The following is a 19,704-nucleotide window of genomic DNA, read 5'->3' as shown; positions in this document are numbered from 1 at the left end:
CTCCTAATTGCATTTACCGGTGGGCGCTTTTAACGGACCGCACTTATCGAAGTCCTGCAAGATATAGCCTTTGCTTTGCATACAGCTTTCAAGCTTGCCGATTCGCTTAGTATGCTCCTCTGAGGTTTCGCCGGGACGAAGCTGGTTACGACTAAAATCATCCGGCGCGATGTTTTTATCCAGCCCGCAACTGTAGAGATCCTTTGTACGCTGCGCGACGTTGGTATGTCCGAGCTGGCCCGGTTTCTGAATAGTATGCGCATAGGGCGGGTGGCGGAAATTGGATGAATCAAGATCCGCCACCACGCAACCTGTAAGCGCTAGCGCTAATGCCGCTACCATGCCTGTACGAAATATCATTAGTCCACCTTAGTGAGAGGCATTAAAAATAAAGTCCAGCAGTTCAGGAGAAACCACTTCGCTCATCGCGAATGGTGCAGCCAGCGGAATTGCTACCACAGTCCATGTCTCAGCAGCGCCTTTGGTAAACGGGCTGCGATCGCGCGAGGTATTGCCTTCGTTGTCATAGAATCCTGGCAGCTGACCGCCAATTAAATCGTGTGTTCCGGCAAATGACTCAACTATCGTATCCCCTATATCGCCCAGGAAGGAGCCCGGTTTATATTCGCCGAAAGGCACCAACAAGCCGCCCGTGGCCTGGAAGCCGCCTGTTGGCCCAAACAGACTTTTAGCTTCCGGGCTTTCTTCCAGGAATTTTTCAATAGTAGGGTATTGGGGCGTTCCTTTATAAACAACCATACCGCGTTCATCGCGTTTTAGGACGGTATTATTGTTTTCAACAACCGTCTCGCAGCGTTCATTGTTATCACCGCAAATAGCATCCAGGCCGATCCTTACCCCGCCTGCTTTAATACCGTCATACAGTCCGTTACTCTCGCCGGAAACATTGGTATAAATCTTTTTAACGTCGGTAATACCGTCAAACAGCAGGGAATTATTAATTGTCTCCTCACGCATCTTCGTCGCTGCGAGAGAGAGTGTCCCCTGGGTAATAGCTGCGTCCGGCGAACCGGCTACCACGCCCACCAGCGTTTGCAGGAAGCGACGCTGATACTGAAGCTTATAGACTTCCGCCAGCGCGGCATCGCGTTTTTCGATATCGCCAGACTTGATTGCCGCCTGCAAGTCAGCGCGCGCTGCTGCCTGCTTACCATCCAGATAAGAGTTGATCTGGTTGTTGGCATTCTCCTTGAAATCGCGCGTCACTTTCACCTGCAGGTTCAGCTCTTTCAACACCTTGTCTTTATCGAAGTTGTTTGCAAGCTTGCCGGAGTTCGCGGCGGCGGTTTCCGTGGTGATGTCGGTTTTGACGCCTTCCACGGCCTGCTGCTGGTCGGCAGGGCGGGTAAGGGTGATATTGCTGGTGTTGATACCGCTGCGAGTGACCGAGCTTTCACTGTCGCTGTCATGCCCGATACCAAAGCTGACGTTCTTATCCAGCGAGGCATAACCGTTTGCCGGTACGTGGTAGCCCTCTTCGGTGGTGACGGTTTTGTTGCTCTGGCGGGTAGCATGATCGCCCAGACCCAGATCGGTATTCATGCTCATAGAGCCGCCAATGCCAAAGCCGTTGCCTTCGTATTCGGAACGGTTATTGATATCGCTCCAGCTCAGGGTGCCGGTGCTGAGCTGGTTTCTGCCTGCCAGTTCGGCGCTTTCGCTGGAGGTGATCAGCCCGCCTTTCAGGTCGGTATGATCTTTCACGTTGATGTTATAACCGTTTTCACCCGCAAAGACGCCGGACTGCTCCTGCACCGAGGCGTAATCAGCATTGACCTTCGACTGGCTATAGTTGCCCGACGCGGAGAAACCGTAGCCAACCGTGACCTGGCCGCCCATATCTTTCTGCTGACCGTTGTAGCGCGAGGTGTCCTGGAGGCTTTCGATATTCAGGTTTTCCGCCGTAATATCCACGCCTTTGCCCAGCACCTGGCCGCCGCGCAGCGTGGTGGTGCCGCCACTGGTGATGGAGGTGAAACCATCCAGATCGCCGACATGGCTGTTGCGCCAGTAAACGTCGTCGCCGTTGCCATAGCCTTTGCCTTTGGTAGCGCCCGCAGTAACGCCGAAGGAGGCGCCGCCCTGGCCGTAGCTCACCGCCACCCCGGCGTTCCAGCCGCTGGATTTATTGTCGCTGCGGGAGTGACGCTCCTGCTGCGCGGCAACGATATTGACGTCGTTATCCGCAAACAGCGTGGTGCCCTGTTTGCCGCTGATGTCAGAGCCGATGATATTGATGTTGGATTGCTCGCCGCCGGTCGCCACCACCACCGCTTGTTTCCCGGCGTTCACTTTACTGGCGAGCGCGCTGGTGCTGGTGGTGTCTTCGGTATTGGTCTGCTTGCTCTGACCGTAGCTCAGGGACACGCTGACGTTCTGCGCCACTGCCTGCGCGCCGTTATCCATCACGCCCTGCGCGGCGTTCATCATGGTGCTCGCAGCCCGCGCGCTGTCCCAGGCGGCGTTGGCGGCGGCCAGCATATTGATGCGATCGTCATTACTCTTGCCAACGGTCTGCGTGGTGTTGATGACGCTTTGCAGCGCCTGCACCACCGGCACGTTCACCGCCAGCGTAAAACCTTTCTGCTCAAGGGTACGTTTGTACTGCGAAGCGTAGGTGTCCTGTGCCGCTTCGATAGTGACATTTTTACCCTGAATACCGACATTGCCGTTCGGCGAGGCGACGCTGCTGCCCGTCTGACGGTAGTCGTTACCGGCAATCAGCACGGTGTCCCCTTGCAGGCTGCCGACCATCGACCCCTGACCGGCCTTCGCCTGGCTCGCCTGCTCGGTGGTTTCCTTGCGCGAGCCGACGGTAAAGCCGATGCCGCCAGAGCTTAACAGGCCGGATTTTTTCTCCTGCTTGAGGTGCGTTTCGTCGTTGCGGCCGCCCATGGTGGTGAGGGTCAGATCGTTGCCTGCGCGCAGCGCCACGTCGTTAGTGCCGACGACGCTGCTGCCTGCCACGGTCAGGTTGTTGCCAGCAGCGATGTTTACCGATCCCGCGCTCAGCTCGCTGCCCTGCACCTGCTGTTTATCAACGGTGTCGCGGGTAGTGGTGGTGGTTTTCGACAACCAACCGTTGCCGCCCACCACTTTGTGCCGCTCGTCCAGCGTGCTGTCGTTCAGTACGCCTTCGATATTTACGTCGTGACCAGCACGCATGGCCAGCGCGCCGTCAGATTTCACCGCCGCGCCGCGGGCATTAATGTCATTGCCTGCGCCCATCACCACGCCGCCGGTGGCGCTCACCAGGCTGCCGGTGTGATCGCGGCTGCTCTGCGTCAGGGTGTTGTCCGCATCCCACACCAGCTTATCGCCGCGCGCGGTGGTGACGGTATCCAGGTTCAGATCGCGTCCGGCCACCAGCTGCGCCTTGCCGTTTTCACCGCTGGCGATCACCTGCGCGCCGGTCAGGGTGATGTCACGCCCGGACTGCAACGCCAGTTTGCCGTCATCTCCCTGCACGTAAATGCCGGAGACGCTGTTGATGGTGGTGCGGGTGAAGCTGTTCTCACCGCTGGCACTCTCAGCGCTTCTCACCGTGCTGGTGACGTTAATATCGCGACCTGCATTCGCCAGCAGGGTGTCGTTGCCGATGATGGCCCCGTCGATACTGTTGATATCGCGGCGGGCATTAAGGCGCACATCTGCGCCCTGGATCAGGCCCGCCTGGTTGGTGATGTTATCGGCGTCCAGTTGCAGCACGCGGCGTCCGGCGATGGTGCCGGAGTTAAACAGATCGCCGTTGAGCTTCATCGAGACGTTATTACCGGCGATCAACGCGCCGGAGCCGTCGATGTCCCCTGGTTTCACTTTCGCGTACACCTGCGGGATCAGCACGTTCTGCATGGAGCCGTCCGGCATCTGCACGCGGGTATTCACCAGCCAGACAATATCGCCGGTCAGCAGCGCCATCTGCTCCGGCGTCAGCGCCACGCCCAGTTTCAGCGAGTATTGTTTGCCGAAGGTGATGCCCTTATCCATCAGCGCTTTGAACTGCTCTTCGTCGTTGTTGTAGCCGTCGAGGTAGCGCTGACCGGTGATACCCACCACCTGCTCGCGTACCAGCCGCTGCTCGTAGTAGCCGTCGCCCAGACGTTTGATGGTGTTATCGCCGTCGTTGGTGAAGGCGTTTTGCATATAGTCGCTGCCGAGCCACTGGCGCTCGTTGGTAAAGCGCGGATCGGTTTCCACCAGATAGGGCACGTCCGCCGACGGGTTCACTTTAAACAGGCTGTTGTCCGGCAACGTGGTATTGGCGCCGATAATGCGGATCGCCCCCTGCGCCGGGTTCACTTCAAACTGTTGACCGGCTGGCGGCGTGACGGGTTCGCCCGGTGAAACCGTCTGCTGCCATGGCGCATGACCGGCATCTTTGACGCCCGCGTTCACCAGATTCGCCCGTTCAATAGTGACGTCAGTCCCCGGCGTTTTCAGCGGATTGAGGGAGAGATTGCTGCCCTGTACGCTGCCGTTGCTGACCAGCTGGCCCGGTTTCAGGGTAATGGTCTGGATCGCCGTCGGCGGCACATAGGCAGTTCTGTCGTCACCCTGTTCATCGCTGCCTTTATGACGGATGCGGTAATAGTGGGTGACGGTACCGACGTCGGTGGTGTGGCGCTCGCCGTTTACCGCATCGTTTTTCACCTGGGTCACGCCGTCGATATCAAGCGTCCCCCCGGCGATCACCTGGCTGTTGTCGTTAAACAGCCGATCGCCGGTGATGCTCATATCGCCGCCCGCGAGGATCTTCGCCGGATCGCTCTCCTGAATGCGCGTCTCTTCCACCGTGCGGGTGTAATCATACTGGTTGAAATTATCGTTACCGTGTCCGCTGCGCTCCGGCGTATTGAGGTTGCGCAGGCCATCGGAGGAGTTGCCGTCAACGTAAACGCCTTCATCGCCCGCCTTCCAGCGGTTGGTCGAGCCGGAGTGCTGATACTCGGTGAGATCTTCCTGCGAGACGGTCACCAGCGCGGTGGAGAAATGATCGTTGATGTTGTTGATCTGTCCGGCGTTGATACGCATGTTGCCCGCAGATTCAATGGTGGAGCTGTGGTTATTGATCGTACCCGCACGTCCCGTCGCCACACCTTTATCATCCAGCGTGCCGCCGATCGCCATGTCGCCTGCGCTGTAAATCAGCGCGTGATCGCGGTTATTCAGTGTTCCGACGCCCAGATCCACCCGCTCACGCCCGGCCAGCGTTGCTGCCGTGCCGTTTTCCGTGAGGTTATTAAAGGTTCCGGCATTGACGCCCACCACATCGCCGTAAATACGACCGCTGCCGATATTGTTCAGGGTTCCGGCATTGATGCGCGTAAGGCTGCCGTCGATCAGACCACGGTTATCCAGCGTCCCCTGTGCATTCAGGGTGTTACGCCCGGCGGTGATCTCGCCGCTGGCGGTATTGGTAATATTCTTGCTCTGCACGTCCAGCGCGCCGCCCGCCAGCAGTTTGCCGCTGTTGGTCAGATCGCCTGCGGTGGTCACAGCGGCGTTGCCGTTGGCGGCGATGGTGCCGCTGTTATCCAGCGACTGCCCGCTGTTGAGCGTCATATCGCCCAGCGACAGCAGCTGTCCGCTGCCGTCGATATAATCTGCGTCTACCGTCAGCTGTTTACCGGCTTTTGCGGTGCCGCCCTGGTTACGTAGTTGCAGCCCGTCGCCGCCCAGATCCAGCAGGCCGGAGGAGGCCAGCGCCCCCGCGTTGTTATTCAGCTCGCCGTTGTTACGCACGGTGAGGGCGTCGTCCGCCAGAATGCTGCCGCTCTGGTTATTCAGGCTGTCGGTGTTGAGCGCCACGCGCTGGCCTTCCAGCCCCTGATTGTCCCCCAGCGTGTTCTGGTTAATAAAATTAACGGCGTTGACCGTCACCGCCTGGCCGCCGCGGATCAGCCCCGAGAGGTTATCCACCACGCCGCCCGCGCTGTCGAGCAGCAGATCGCCTACTGACTGGATCTGCCCACCGCTGTTTTGCAACTGATTGCTGTGCAGACGGGTGGCGGACTCGCCGATCACCCGGCCGCCGTTCTGGTTATTGAGCGTGCCGGCATCAATATCAGCCGCGCCTTTTGCCGCCAGCGTGCCGCCCGCATTGTTCAGCTCGTCGCCGGAAATATTCAGCGCCCCGAGGCTGTTCAGCGTGCCGCCCGCGTTGTTCAGATCGCGGGTGGTGACGTTGACGCCGTTGCCCTGCATCAGGCCGGAAGCGTTATTCAGCGAGGCAGCAGGGGAGAGGGCGAGGCCGTCAGTGGCAACCAGCTGTCCGTCGCGGTTATCCAGCGTCTGGCCGTCAAAGGCGATATTTTTACCCGCCAGCGCCACGCCGCCGACATTATCAAACGCGCCTGCCGCCAGCGTCATATCGCCAAGGCTGGTGATGCCGCCTTTATCTCCGCTGTTACGGTTGCTCAGGGTGTCGGCGCTGATACGCAGCGCATCGCCGCTCTGGATCAGCCCGCCGTCATCATTGGTCAGGGTGGTGCCGTCGAGGGTCAGCGCCTGCTGCGCCGCCAGTTGCCCGCCCTGATTGCTCAGGGTGGTAGCGTTGATAGCCGCCGCGTCGCCGCTGACCAGCGTCCCTTTCTGGTTCAGGACCTGATCCGCATTGAGCGTCAGCGCCTTGCCCGCACCCGTGACCCCGTCGCGGTTATCCAGCGTGCCGCCGTTGAGGTTCATGAGGTCGCCGGATTTCAGCGAGCCGTTCTGGTTTTTGAGGGTGGCGAAACGCGCGTCCAGCGCCTGTTCAGAACCGAGCTGGCCGCCGGTGTTGTCAATATCGCCGCCGGTAAGGGTAAAGTTGCCGCCGCTGGCGAGGAAGCCGTCCTGGTTATTGATCGCGCCGCTGCTGAGATCCAGCGCGCCGTGGGAGAGCAGCGATCCGGCCTGGTTGTTAAGCGTGCCGTTGTTGAGCGCAAGGGTCGCGCCATCCGCAACAATCACCCCCTGCTGGTTATCCAGCCCGGCGGCATTAATACGCTGAGTTTTCGCCGCTTCGATACGCCCACGGGTGTTGTTCAGGGTTTGTGCGCTGCGAATATCGCCATCGCCCGCCGAAGCGGAGATCAGGCCGTCCTGATTAGTGATCGTCCCGGCATCAAGGCTGGCGTTACCCGCCACCGCCAGCAGCTGGCCGCCGGTGTTATCAATGGACTGCGCGCCCAGCTGTACGTTGCCGTTGGCGGCGATCTGCCCCTGCTGGTTATCAATGCTGCCCGGCAGGTTAACGGCAAGGGTGCCGCTGCCCGCCTGAATAATTTTACCCTTCTGGTTCGACAGGCTGCCCGCGCTCACCGTGAGCGTATCGGCGCTCAGACTGCCGCCGTTATTGTTGAGCAGTTTACCGGTGCGGGCGGTGACCTCGCTGGCGTTAACCTGGGCATTTTGCGTGTTCAGATCCCCCGCGCCGCCATCCAGCACCACGCGTTTTGCCTGAGTCTGGCTGCCGCTGACGTCCACACCCCGGCCGCGCGCGCTGAGGTTGCCGCCTGCCAGCGTCTGCCCGCTGGCGGTCAGTTGTCCGCTGGTATCCAGCTGTAAATCACCGGCATCCGCCAGTTTGCCGTCGTTATTCACCCCGGCCGCCAGCACGCTGTTTTTACTGCTGGTGAGGGAGGCGGCGCGAACCTGGACATTATTGCCGGCGGTCAGCACGCCGCTGTTGCTGAATTCGCCTGCCGTCTGCACGGCGACATTTTCGCTGCCGCGGGTGATGCCGCTGTTTTCGATGCGTCCGTCAGCGGTCAGGGTAACGGTACCGGCCTGCGCGCCAATGGACCCGGCGTTACGCACGCCGACGCCCTGTTCGGTGCCGACCATGCGGATCTTACCGGCGTACATGCCGCCGAGGCTGGAGACATCCACCGCCAGTTGCGGACGGGTGGCGGCATCGTCGCTGCCTTTGCTGATCTGTTCGTGTGCGGCATCCACCTGGTTGCGCCCGGTGGTGACTTTCAGATCCTTAGCCCACAGCCCGGCGTTCACTTTCACCGAACGGGCGATGATGTCGGTGTAATCCGCGCCTGAGGTGTCCATGCCTGCGCCATCCACCACCACTTCACCGCGTTCAACGTTATAGCCGGTCAGGTTGCCGTTGTTCATCTGCGCCTGACCGGTGGTCAGGGTGGCGCGGTTGGTGTTGATAAAGCCGCAGCCGCTACAGGTGATGCCTGCCGGGTTGGCGATCACCACCTGGGCCTTTTGCCCGGCGACTTCGATCATGCCGTTGAGCTTGCTCGGATCCCGGGAATTGACCTCGTTAAGGATGATCTTCGCTTCGCCTCTCGCCAGCCACGGGTTGGCAGACACCATGCCGCCCAGCTGCGTCTGCACATTTTTATGGGAGTTGTTAAGGATCGCCCCCTGCTGGTTAACGTCAAACTTGCTGTAATTGTTGCGCGACACGCCCGCCGCCGACGGCGTCTGGATATTGACCTGCGTGGTGCCGTTGGCGCTGTTGAGCACCGTCGGCTGCTGGTTTTTCGGCGCGCCGGCGTCGGCGATAATATCCGCCTGCGCCGTGTGCACCACGCCCATCGCCAGCCACAGGCTGAAGCTCAGCGCGCTGACTTTGCCGACGAGGCGGCTGTGCGTATGACCGATGCCGGAAGAACGGGAAGAACCCGCGCGGCCTGAGCGGGCGATGTCGGCCACCACCATCAGCATGCCGCGTGCTTTGTTGAAAACGATGCGGTACAGGTTCTTATTCATGGTGCATTCCTTTAAAAACTTCCGGCAGATTGACGCTTAACGGATGGGCGTGCTGCCAGGCTTGTGCTTGTTCGCGGCTGACGTGGTTGCCGTGCAGCATCACCACGCGTTTGCCGAGTTGCTGCCCGCGATGGTGCAGGGCGCGCAGACAGTGATCGGGAAAGAGATCGCGGCGCATCAGGCTGCCCATCGCCGCGGTATGGCCAAAGGGGGCGATCCAGTCGATACACCACATGCGGTCGCCGGAGGCCCAGTCTTCATCGCGCATTTCAATGGCCGGGCGCGTGAGGTAGCGGGCTTCCGACTCCGGATCGAGCCAGGCCCAGCTGAAAAAGAAAATCGGCTGTTCGTCTTTCGCCACCAGTACGTACTGGCGGCGTTTAATGATCGGCAGCAGCAGCGTCGGCAGCGCGTGCAGAGGCGCATCCCGGTGCAGAGGGGAGTGCATCCACAGCCAGACGCTGGCGCCCAGGACTTCGGCTTCGTTCTCATCGCCGCCGAGGATCAGCGGCGCTTTGATGTCATACTCGCCAACGCGCATTACCAGCTCCAGTTCAGGTTAAACCCGAGGGTGGTGGAACTGGTGCGGAATCCGTCCGGCTTCGAGAACGGACGTCCGGCGAACAGGTCATAACCGGTGTTAAACGCGCTACCGCGCAGACCGACCACGCCGCCCGCCAGATGCTTGCCGATGAGATATTCCGAACTGTAGCCGCCCACTTCGCCGTAATCTGCGCCAAGATAGAGTTCCTGATTGGGAACGGGCGTGCGCCAGGCGACGTCGTTACGCACATACCAGCCGTGGCTGGCGCTCAGTGTACGTTCGCCGTCAAAGCCGCGCACCGTCCAGCGGTTGCCGATGGCGAACTGCTCCTGCGGCGTCAGCGGGGTGTTGCTCACCTGACGCTGGTACTGGACGTTATAGCGGAACTGCTGCGAGCCAAGCTCAAACGGCAGATCCAGCCCGGCGCTAAGCTGAATAATTTTGCTCAGGGCGGTTGCGTCACCAAAATACTCTTCCGGCGCAGGCTGCGCGCCAAACCAGCGGGTGCCGCGCTGATAGCTGATCCCGGCATCCAGCGTCGCCTGACCGATATAGTGGCGGTGCTGCAAGCCGGCGCGCCAGGCGGCGGTCTGGCGATGCTGTACACCGACTTCCGTATCATCGATATAGTTGCGGGTTTCGCGGGTCAGGATCTCATAGCTAAATGAGGTTTTCTGCGAGCCGCTGCGGTGCAGCACACGGCTTAACTGCACGTTAAGGTTTTTGCTTTTGCCGCTGTAGCGGTAATCGGCGTTCTCACCGGCAACGGTCTGATGGTAATCAAAATCGCTGCCGGTGACCCCCAGCATCCAGTAACCGAAGGGCACGGAATAGTGCGCGGTATAGTTCTTGCTGCCTTTACCGCCCTTGTTATCCAGATCGTGACTGGCGGAGAAGTATAAAAGATCGCTCAGCGAGAAGGGGTTATCCAGCGACAGGGTCGCGCCGCCCTGATAGCGTCCGGTGGTTTCGGTGCCGGAGTCATCCAGCGACAGGCCCAGACGCCACATTTTCGATTGCTTACGGGTGATGACCACATCGCTCTCGCCGGGTTTCTCGCCGGGGACAATCTCCATGCTCGCCTCGACCGTAGGCAGACGCTGTAAGTTTTCCAGCCCCTGTTCAATGTCTCGCAGATCCAGCAGCTTGCCCTCGTGCGCCGGGAAGGCGCTGTAAAGCTGGATATAGTCATCGCTGTCATCAGTCAGTGCTACGTGACGAATATTGCCCGGCACGATAGCCAGCTTCAGGGTTCCGCTTTTCAGATCCTGCGATGGGGCAAGAACGCGGGTGGTGATCCAGCCGTGATCGACGATGCGGTTTTGCAGGGTGCTCATCAGCAGGTTAATGCCTTTCCCGCCCAGACAGCGACCCTCCGCCTGGCTGGCGATATGCTGTAACGGCAACCAGCGCGGCAGGGCATCTTTGCCGCTGATTTCAACGCGGTTAATGGCAAAGCAGGGCGTTTCGGTCGGGAAATTAATGCGCCCATAACCGGTAGAGGGTTCGGATAAACGAACGTCCGGGGTCTGTGGCGTTAGCTGCTGCTCAATCGCTCTTTGACGCTGCTGCTGAATAATAAATTGATTATCAGGTTCTGCGGCAAAGACGGAAAACGGAAATGGCAGGCTGCTAACAGCCGATATTATTATCGCTATTTTATGTGACGAATTCATCGGACGTTCCGCGCTGTGTAATAAAAAAGGAAGCAATGTGAAGATATGTAAAATTGTTTAAAAATCGACGACTCAAGAAAAGGGGGATTAATCCTAAAGACCGCAGATTGCGCCTCAGGACTATCCCCAAATCTGGTAGGAGGAGGTAAAACCAGCCTGCACAGGTGAAATAAGAAGCGGCTTAAGCAAGTTTTGGCAGCAGGTTCAGGGTATTGCCGAACCAGCAAAGGATCACCACCAGGCCAAATAAAATCACCAGCCCAGGAATGATTTTACCGCCCCACACCGTGAATTGTTGTTGCGGGAATTTTTGCCGTGATTTCAGCGCCAGACAGGCCGGGACTATTACCGCCCAGATGGTGGCGCACAGGCCAGCGCCGCCGATGCCATAAATAAAGCCGTTCGGGAAGATCAGATAGAGCGCGCAGGGCGGCAGAAAAGTTAACAGCAGGGTTTTAAAGCGTCCGCCGGGGGAATTATCCATTTTGAAGAGATCGGCCAGGTAATCAAACAGCCCCAGCGTCACGCCAAAAAATGAACTGGCGACGGCGAGGTTGGAAAACACCAGCAAACAAAACTCAATGGTGCCGTTCTGCTTCGTACCTAAAAAGGATTTCACCAGCGAATCGACGTTGCCGCCGGAGGCGATAATGCCTTTAAAATCTGCGCGCGGGATGTTGCCCATGGTGCAGTACAGCCAGAATAAATAGATGAACAGCGCCAAAAGCGAACCAAAGACCAGACTTTTAACCAGCTTATCTTTGCGTTTGCCATAGCAAATTATCAGGCTGGGAATATTGCCGTGAAAGCCAAAAGAGGCGAGGCAAACCGGTATCGCCATAAAAATATAGGGGAAGTAACCGGCTGAATGGTCGGCAACGTTACTGACATCGCGCAGAATGGAATAATCCACCTGAAAGAAAAAGGAGCCAAACACCACCACGAAGGCGATAATTTTTATGCCGAGAAACAGTGAGGTGATGCGGCTGGCCGCCAGCGAGCTGAACCATAATACGCAGGCGACAAACAGCGCAGTACCGATGCCGATGGCGCGGGCGTCCACCTCATGTCCGGATTGCATGGCCAGGGTTTCACTGATGATGGCACCGTTGGCGGAGATATATGCATAGGTCAGGATATAAAGCACAAAGGCCACGGTGATCCCGCTGAACAGATTCCAGCGATTGCCCAGCAGATCTTTGGTAATGGTATTAAAACTCGCGCCGACGGGATAATTGAGATTCGCTTCCAATAACAGCAGCCCTGAATGCAACATGGAAAACCAGGCGATGATCAGAATGAACGTCCCCCAGAAAAACCACGCGCCGGCGAGATCAACAGGTAACGCAAACATCCCCCCGCCAATGACGGTTCCCCCTATCACCATGATCCCCCAGAAGGAGGAGTGTTTTGCCTCATATTTATCGTCCATGATGACCACTTGCCCGGATGTATTCATATTATGATCGCCCATAATTTATTATGAAAACGCTGTGCACAGTCAGCAGCGGGCTACAGGGATGCTGTAGCCCGGCGCGTTGCGGAAGGGAATATCAGACTTCTTTTAATTTCGCGGTAAAGTGACGTAATACTTTGGGTTCATACGTGAAGGTTAAACCTTTTATATTGGGCGCGTTTTCTTTTACATGCTGGAAGGCTTCGATAATAAAGTCCATATGCGATTGCGTATAGGTGGCGCGCGGGATGGTCAGACGCAGTAGTTCAGCCGGGCAGGGCAATTGTTTGCCGGTTTTTGGATCGCGGCCTAATAAGAAGGAGCCAATTTCCACTGCGCGGATCCCTGCCACTTTATATAATTCACAGGCCAGCGCCTGGGCCGGGAACTGTTCTGCCGGAATATGCGGTAATAATTTACCCGCATCCACAAAGGCGGCGTGTCCCCCGGCCTGCTGACAGGTAACGCCGATGGCTTCCAGGCCGTCCACCAGATACTGCACCTGCTTGATACGATAGGCCAGCCAGTCCTGATTCATGCCGTCAGTCAGGCCAACCGCCAGGCGTTCCATTGCGCCGCCTTCTAACCCGCCGTATGTGGGAAAACCTTCCTGCACCACGCAGATCGTCCGGCATTCGGTATAGACATCAAGGAAGCTGTCGTCCTTAATGCATAACAGCCCGCCCATCGGCACCATGGCATCTTTTTTTGCCGACATGGCGAGCATATCCGCATATTTATAGGTTTCGCGGGTAATTTCCTCCACCGACCAGTCGCGGTATTCTGCTTCACGTTGCTGAATAAACCAGGCGTTTTCCGCAAAGCGCGCCGAGTCCATCACTACCGGAATATCGTATTTACGGGCAATGGCATACATGGCTTTTAAGTTGGCGATGGACACCGGCTGGCCGCCAGCGGAGTTACAGGTAATGGTGGCGACAATATAGGGCACGTTAGCGGGTCCCACTTCCTGAATGCCTTTCTCCAGCCCGTCCAGGTCAAAATCGCCTTTAAAATCGCAGCGGGCGGAGGTATCAAACGCCTCTTTGATATAAACATTGCGCACGGTACAACCATTAATTTGGCTGTGGCCCTGAGTGGTATCAAAGAAATAGTTAGAGAAGGCCACCATTTTGCTGCGGTCGAGCCCTTTTTCCTGCTCACGTTTTTTGATCAATACCGGAATATAAATCTGCTCAGCGCCGCGCCCCTGATGGGTGGGAATGGTGTGCTGATAGCCAAAAATATTTTTTACCGCCTCCGCCAGCGCATAATAACTTCTGCTGCCGCTGTAGGCTTCATCGCCCCGCAGCATGGCGGCCTGCATATTCTGCGTGACCGCGCCGGTGCCGCTGTCGGTCAGCAGATCGATAAACACATCTTCGCTGTCCAGCAGAAAGGGATTCATGCCCGATTTAAGAATGGCCTGTTCCCGATGTTCGCGGGTGGTGCGTTTTACCGGTTCAATAACGCGGATGCGGAAAGGTTCAGGTAAGTGTTGAAAATTGTTCATTGTTCAATCCTGTATTTATGGCGATGCTAATGCCTGCGCTTTAATTATGCGCAGACATGACGGAGCGCTGCCGGATAAAGGGCGCGGCCTCGGATAAGATTTATTCAGAATATGCCGGGCACACACGCAGCAGACGGATCTATCCTGCGCGGTAAGTCATGGCAAAAAAGGAGGGATTAAGGGCGGTGATTGACAATAACGGTATCGAGGTTAAACCACTTTGCGGTCATATATGTGAAATTTAAGATAATCATAGTTTATCAACTCACATTAAACATGATACTACAGTATTACATCCGCATCCTTTGTCCACGGCGGGATTTATTAATTGTGAGTTGTCTCACGATTGCTTTTTGCGGCGTTTGCGGGGAGGCAGCCGTAGTTTCCTGATCATGAATATCCTTAACAGCATGGGATAAAAGAACATTTAAGCCTTACGACTTAATGCTAATGTTCCGGCATAGCACCATAGGGGCAGTGTTTAAAACGACAGTCGGGTTTTTTTGTGCAGCCATGAATAAACGGCTCGGTATTTCCTGGGCACTGGATATTATTGCTGAAGGACGCCCACAGCGAGGGTGAGAAGGGAAAAGCATGAATGACGTTGATATCGCGCTTACGGTCGTTAGCAACGATGCCGAAAGCGGTAGTGGATAAGGTGTTGCCTTTGTGCAAAAAATAATCTCCGCGATACCATAAGATGAGATTTAAATTCCGCACGCCAGATACAACTGCGAATGCCGTTCCCGTTTTGGGACACGCGAGAGCCTGTTTAACAAACCATTCCATATTAAGTAAATTCTCCATAACTTATTTCGAGCCAGTTAGGTAAGCTCTTAGGATTATTCTTTTATCCCACGCGCCAAGGATAACGACTGAGCGTTCAGTGTCGAGGGTGCTTTAATAAACATTCCTAAGCTGACAAAATAAATGTTTCTATATGTTTCCTTGCAAAAGATAGTTTAATAATCAGTCGGAAAGTTGAAAGCAGGGCATAATTGGCGGTTTACACTAAACTTTTATCCACTTAAGCAGATAAAAGGAGCGCTTATGAAGTTATGGCCTGTAGTGACTGGTGTGGCGATTGCGTTGACGCTGGTCGCCTGTAAATCTCCCACGCCGCCAAAAGGCGTACAGCCCATTAGCGGTTTTGACGCCAGCCGCTATCTTGGCAAATGGTATGAAGTCGCCCGTCTGGAAAACCGCTTCGAACGCGGCCTGGAGCAGGTCACCGCGAACTACAGCAAGCGCAGCGACGGCGGGATCCGCGTGCTCAACCGGGGATACGATCCGGTGAAGAAAGAGTGGAATGAGAGCGAAGGGAAAGCTTATTTCACCGGTGCGCCGGATACCGCCGCGCTGAAAGTGTCGTTCTTCGGCCCCTTCTATGGCGGCTATAACGTGATCAAGCTGGATGATAAGTATCAGTATGCGCTGGTCAGCGGCCCGAACCGCGACTACCTGTGGATCCTCTCGCGCACGCCAACCCTGCCGGAAGCAGTGAAGCAGGATTATCTGAACACCGCCCGCGAGCTGGGATTCAGGGTGGATCAGCTGGTGTGGGTGAAGCAGTAGCCTTCTGTTCTGAAGCAGACCCTGCGCAACGGTTTAAGTAAGATCTGCCATCACCTTGCGCAGGACATCCTTCAACCAGATCAGCGCCATATCCTTATCGCACCGCTTATGCCACAACAGCGAAAGGGCAATCTCCGGTGTTTCCACCGGAACGGGACTGCGCCGTAAACCGTAATGCGCCACCCAGTCGTCCGCAAGCCCGGACGGAACTGTGGCTAACGCTGGTATGCGCGCCATCAAAGGCGGCAGAGAGGAAAAGTGTGGTGTCACATAGCGAACCGAACGCGCTTTACCCAGTGCTGCCAGCTGGTCATCCACCGCGCTTGAGGTCGCCCCGCGATAGGAAACCAGCACATGGTCATGTGCCACGTAGTTTTCCAGCGTCAGCGGCGCCTGCAGGGAAAGCTGTTCAGGATGCCAGAGCGTACAGAAATGATGTGACACAATCTTTTCACGGCGCAGCGTAGCGGGCGTGCTCTCGCCAACCGAAATGGCAAGATCGACTTCTCCGCGCGCGACGAGTTCAGCATCCCGGAAGGGATCGCTGGCCCTGACCTGAAGAGTAACGCCTGGCGCATCGCGGGTGATACGCGCCTGCAATTCCGGCATCAACCAGCGCTCAACCCAGTCGCTCATCCCAAGACGAAAAACATGCGTTGCCCCGGCTGGCGTAAATGACGCTGGCTGAAAAAGCACGTTCTGCATCTGTTCCATTAAAGGACCCAGCTCAGCGATCAGCGCTTCGGCACGCGGCGTTGGCTCCATGCCACGTGCCGTGCGTACAAACAGTGGATCGTCGAACATGCCACGTAAGCGCACCAGCGCATTACTGACCGCAGGCTGACCAAGATGCAGCTTCTCTGCCGCGCGGGACACGCTGCCCTCTCGCTTCAGCACCAGCAGTACTGTTAACAAATTCAGATCGATACGATGAAAATCATTTTCATTAATAGTGAACATTACTTTAATCAATTTGAATGATGTTTATTGCCTGAGCATACTGTGAACCACGTTCTGGTGATACTTCTTAGGAAGGTTTTTGATGAAAATTTTACTGACGCTGGTCGCTTCACTTCTTTTTTCCGGTCCGCTAGTGGCCGCTGAACAAACCACCGCCCTGGATCAACAGGCGCCGGGCTATTACCGGATGCTGCTGGGAAAAGTGCGCATAACCGCCGTATCTGACGGCACGGTGGACGTTCCCCTCAATACACTGTTAACCCATATCTCTCCGGAAAAACTGCGTAAGGCCATGGATAAAGATGCAATGACGCCGCAGGCCGAGACATCAATTAATGCCTACGTCATCGATGATGGTAAAACACGTGTTCTGGTGGATACCGGTGCCGGGGAGCTTTTCGGACACAACGGCGGACATCTGCTGACCAATCTGGCCGCGGCGGGTTATCCGGCGGAGACGATTGATACCGTACTGCTGACCCACATTCATGCGGATCACTCGGGCGGCGTCTCCCGGGCGGGCAAACCTGCTTTTCCAAATGCGGAAGTGTACGTGGATAAAAGAGACGTCGATTTCTGGCTTGATCCGGCTAACGAAAACAAGGTTGAGGCCAGTCAGGCGCATACTTTTGCTGAATCCGAGCGCACCCTGGGCCCGGTCATCAAAGCGGGGCGGTTGAAGACCTTCCTGGCACCGGCCATATTACCGGGCGGAATACGGGCGGAGTCTACTGCAGGTCATACGCCGGGGAGCGTGCTTTATCGCGTGGAAAGTGAAGGCCAGACGTTGGTGCTGTGGGGCGACATTATTCACGCGAAAGCGGTGCAGATGCCCGATCCGCACGTGGCAATTCATTTTGACGTCAACCAACAGCAGGCTATCGCCACACGTGAAAAAATACTCAAGCAGGCTGCGGATCAGGGTTACTGGGTGGCCGCCGCGCATATCTCTTTTCCGGGGTTAGGACATGTACAGCATGACGGTAGCGGCTATCGCTGGGTGCCGGGGAATTACACGACTCAGCTCGGGCAGTAGGAGCGCTTGAGGAAATGGGTAGGGATACAACCTGGGTGGGCTTAAAATCTATTCGTTTAAATTGATTATTTTCCGCAGAATAATATTAAAAGGATAATGACTATTCGATATTTATCTAATTTTTTATACGGATCAGAAAGTCTGAAAAGCCATGTGCTTAAGCAAAGTTAAAACTGTGCTTAGAATGATACCCGTGATAATTTTTAATAGAAAAAGCATGTGATATGACTTTCTTATGCTCTACAGAAAATAGAGCTTGCTTTTTATTGCGTTTTTCGGAGCCATGAGGGAGGGAACCCAAAATGCCCGGTAAAGGCGCGTGTAAAAGACTGCAATGACTCAAATCCATACTTGATCGATATAGTAGTAATTGTATCTTTTTGCATTATTATGTCGCGATAAGCGTACTCAAGCTTTTTTGCTTTGATGAAGAAGCCTGGCGCTATTCCTGTATGGCTCTTGAATATTCTCTGGAGATGCCATTTTGAATAACCTGATTTCACAGCAAGATCATCCAGTCGTATATTTTCTGTGATATTTTTTTCAATCCATGTTATTAAATCCGTACAAAAGTTTGACTTATTCATAATACGACTTGCTTTGAATTTTAAGGATTAAAGAAAATATGCTATTTTAAAATAATTTCTGTTGCCGGGCTTACAGCCCGGCATTATTTTTAAAAAGTATATGAAAAACCAGCCCAGAAGGACAGAAGAGAATCTTTTTCTACCATCGGACTATTTTTTACAGCGTCCGGAAGTATGGTGTAACGTGAGCCACCATATATGTTCCAGCTATCTGTCAGCATATAGTTCATGTTGAGTTCGACATAAGGTGTTATACTCTCACCGGGCGTGTATTTTTTAAAGCCACTTCTTCCCGATTCCTTGTTATTTATGCCGTAATAATATTTGTTAAATTTACGGTCATTCCAGTTAAAGCCTAGTGAAGGCTCAATGCTTAACAAACCAATCTGTACCGGATAACTCCATGCGTTATTCCAGTATAAACCATTACTTGTATCTAAAGAGTCAGTTGTAAGCGTAGTTTCAAATTTCCCCATTTCAGGCGACTCATGTGAATAACTTATCCCTGTCATTAGCGTGCTGTGACGATTATTTAGCTGGCGCATCGCCCTTGAGTGGCTATCGGTTGCTTTAAAAGAAAGAGGTAGATAATATCCAAGTATCGCAATGCGATCGGATGGCGTATGAAGAAAATCATACCCAGCACTCAGACCATGAAACCAGAACGGCCCTGCTTCGTAATCAACGTTAGGAAAAACAAGGTTGTTTTTATTCTCATCAACCTGCTTGTATAATTTTGAAGACCATCCAGTGGTCAGGCCTAATGAAAAATCATCTGCCTGAGCGGCCTGCAGGAAAGCTCCCGTTAGTATCGCCACCGAAACCACTGACTTTATTAAATTCGTCATACTGTACCTTGCCAAAAAATTCCAGCTTATATTTATTTTGTTAAAAAACTTAGTCGATCGATACCTAATTATTTATCTATATCAATCTGACTTCTGATAAATTTTTCTGTATTTTCAATATACTCCTGGTACCCAAAACCTTCGATTCCCAGACTGAGTATCCCATCCAGGCCATGAGAATAAGCGATAAAATCCCACGCTATTAATTCTTTAGGCCTGGTATATTTGAACTCTCCGTTTGAGGCTCCTTTTTCAAGAAGATTCATAATGGCTTCATGCCATTGTCTGACCACCATACCAAATGCTTTACGCATCGTTTCATCATGAAAAGAATAAACTTCGGCTTCTTTCCATAATTTACTGTAGTGATGCGCATCCTCATGATTCTCGACGAAAAGGCACCAGTGAAGCATATCCAGGCAGCTGGCGTTTTCCTTTATACCCGCTTCATACATATGTTTCAGAGCCTGATCTACCGAGAGTTTAAAAGCTTCGGCCTTCAGATCGGAGGCTGATGAAAAATGGTGATGAATTTGCCCTATAGCTATCTCAGCCTCCTGAGCAACTCTTCTTACCGTCATAGCTGATAACCCTTCCTCATACGCAACTTTTACTGCAGTTTCCAGGATCATCTGACGTCTCACATCACGACTGAGATAAGACATGGTAGTTTTGACTCCTTTTTGCACTCAATCTGGACATTCGTTCAAGTTCACTATAAATTCAACTTGAACACATGTCCATATCTTAATTTTTTATAAGGTAGTAACAGC

General features: G+C 54.8%; 14 protein-coding genes. 2 read left to right on the top strand and 12 right to left on the bottom strand.

Features of this window, described 5'->3' with window-relative positions:
• Positions 1–3: 3 nt before the first annotated feature.
• From BMF08_RS00215 to BMF08_RS00185, 8 genes are all read right to left on the bottom strand, one after another.
• Entirely contained in the window at positions 4–360 is a 357-nt protein-coding gene (locus BMF08_RS00215) for a hypothetical protein (RefSeq protein WP_072570071.1), read from the bottom strand.
• Positions 361–369: 9 nt separating this feature from the next.
• Positions 370–8,736 carry a two-partner secretion domain-containing protein gene (locus tag BMF08_RS00210; RefSeq protein ID WP_083580967.1) on the bottom strand — a complete coding sequence of 2,789 codons (8,367 nt, stop codon included), beginning with the start codon at positions 8,734–8,736 and terminating at the stop codon, positions 370–372.
• Positions 8,729–9,277, bottom strand: coding sequence for a toxin-activating lysine-acyltransferase (locus BMF08_RS00205; RefSeq protein WP_072570072.1), 549 nt, complete (start codon positions 9,275–9,277; stop codon positions 8,729–8,731). The genes BMF08_RS00210 and BMF08_RS00205 overlap by 8 nt, the downstream gene beginning before the upstream one ends.
• Positions 9,277–10,956 carry a ShlB/FhaC/HecB family hemolysin secretion/activation protein gene (locus BMF08_RS00200; RefSeq protein ID WP_083580968.1) on the bottom strand — a complete coding sequence of 560 codons (1,680 nt, stop codon included), beginning with the start codon at positions 10,954–10,956 and terminating at the stop codon, positions 9,277–9,279. The genes BMF08_RS00205 and BMF08_RS00200 overlap by 1 nt, the downstream gene beginning before the upstream one ends.
• Before the next feature lie 181 nt (positions 10,957–11,137).
• On the bottom strand, positions 11,138–12,388 hold the full coding sequence (gene tnaB, locus BMF08_RS00195) for a low affinity tryptophan permease TnaB (protein WP_072570150.1): 1,251 nt from the start codon (positions 12,386–12,388) through the stop codon (positions 11,138–11,140).
• A gap of 121 nt (positions 12,389–12,509) precedes the next feature.
• A complete protein-coding gene (gene tnaA / locus BMF08_RS00190; RefSeq protein ID WP_072570073.1) occupies positions 12,510–13,925 on the bottom strand; it encodes a tryptophanase in 1,416 nt (471 codons plus the stop codon).
• Between the two features lie 176 nt (positions 13,926–14,101).
• Positions 14,102–14,155, bottom strand: coding sequence for a tryptophanase leader peptide (locus tag BMF08_RS21425; protein WP_412175883.1), 54 nt, complete (start codon positions 14,153–14,155; stop codon positions 14,102–14,104).
• A 217-nt stretch (positions 14,156–14,372) separates the two neighbouring features.
• On the bottom strand, positions 14,373–14,714 hold the full coding sequence (locus BMF08_RS00185) for an anti-adapter protein iraM (RefSeq protein WP_072570074.1): 342 nt from the start codon (positions 14,712–14,714) through the stop codon (positions 14,373–14,375).
• A gap of 261 nt (positions 14,715–14,975) precedes the next feature.
• Between BMF08_RS00185 and BMF08_RS00180 the strand changes: the two genes are divergently transcribed.
• On the top strand, positions 14,976–15,500 hold the full coding sequence (locus tag BMF08_RS00180; RefSeq protein WP_072570075.1) for a lipocalin family protein: 525 nt from the start codon (positions 14,976–14,978) through the stop codon (positions 15,498–15,500).
• A gap of 33 nt (positions 15,501–15,533) precedes the next feature.
• Here BMF08_RS00180 and BMF08_RS00175 read toward each other — a convergent pair whose 3' ends face one another.
• Positions 15,534–16,460, bottom strand: a complete 927-nt coding sequence (locus BMF08_RS00175; RefSeq protein WP_072570076.1) for a LysR family transcriptional regulator — start codon at positions 16,458–16,460, stop codon at positions 15,534–15,536.
• A gap of 82 nt (positions 16,461–16,542) precedes the next feature.
• On the opposite strand from BMF08_RS00175, the gene BMF08_RS00170 reads away from it, so the two are divergent.
• Entirely contained in the window at positions 16,543–17,496 is a 954-nt protein-coding gene (locus BMF08_RS00170; RefSeq protein WP_072570077.1) for an MBL fold metallo-hydrolase, read from the top strand.
• Between the two features lie 263 nt (positions 17,497–17,759).
• On the opposite strand, the gene BMF08_RS00165 is transcribed toward BMF08_RS00170, so the two are convergent.
• From BMF08_RS00165 to BMF08_RS00155, 3 genes are all read right to left on the bottom strand, one after another.
• On the bottom strand, positions 17,760–18,083 hold the full coding sequence (locus BMF08_RS00165) for a helix-turn-helix domain-containing protein (protein ID WP_072570078.1): 324 nt from the start codon (positions 18,081–18,083) through the stop codon (positions 17,760–17,762).
• Between the two features lie 89 nt (positions 18,084–18,172).
• Positions 18,173–18,931 carry a MipA/OmpV family protein gene (locus BMF08_RS00160; RefSeq protein ID WP_072570079.1) on the bottom strand — a complete coding sequence of 253 codons (759 nt, stop codon included), beginning with the start codon at positions 18,929–18,931 and terminating at the stop codon, positions 18,173–18,175.
• A 68-nt stretch (positions 18,932–18,999) separates the two neighbouring features.
• Positions 19,000–19,596, bottom strand: a complete 597-nt coding sequence (locus BMF08_RS00155) for a TetR family transcriptional regulator (RefSeq protein ID WP_072570080.1) — start codon at positions 19,594–19,596, stop codon at positions 19,000–19,002.
• Positions 19,597–19,704: the final 108 nt, after the last annotated feature.

It is taken from the genome of Enterobacter sp. SA187 (assembly GCF_001888805.2).
Lineage (GTDB): Bacteria > Pseudomonadota > Gammaproteobacteria > Enterobacterales > Enterobacteriaceae > Enterobacter_D.
Note: the sequence above shows the minus strand (reverse complement) of the source record. Positions and strands in the feature narration are given on the sequence as shown.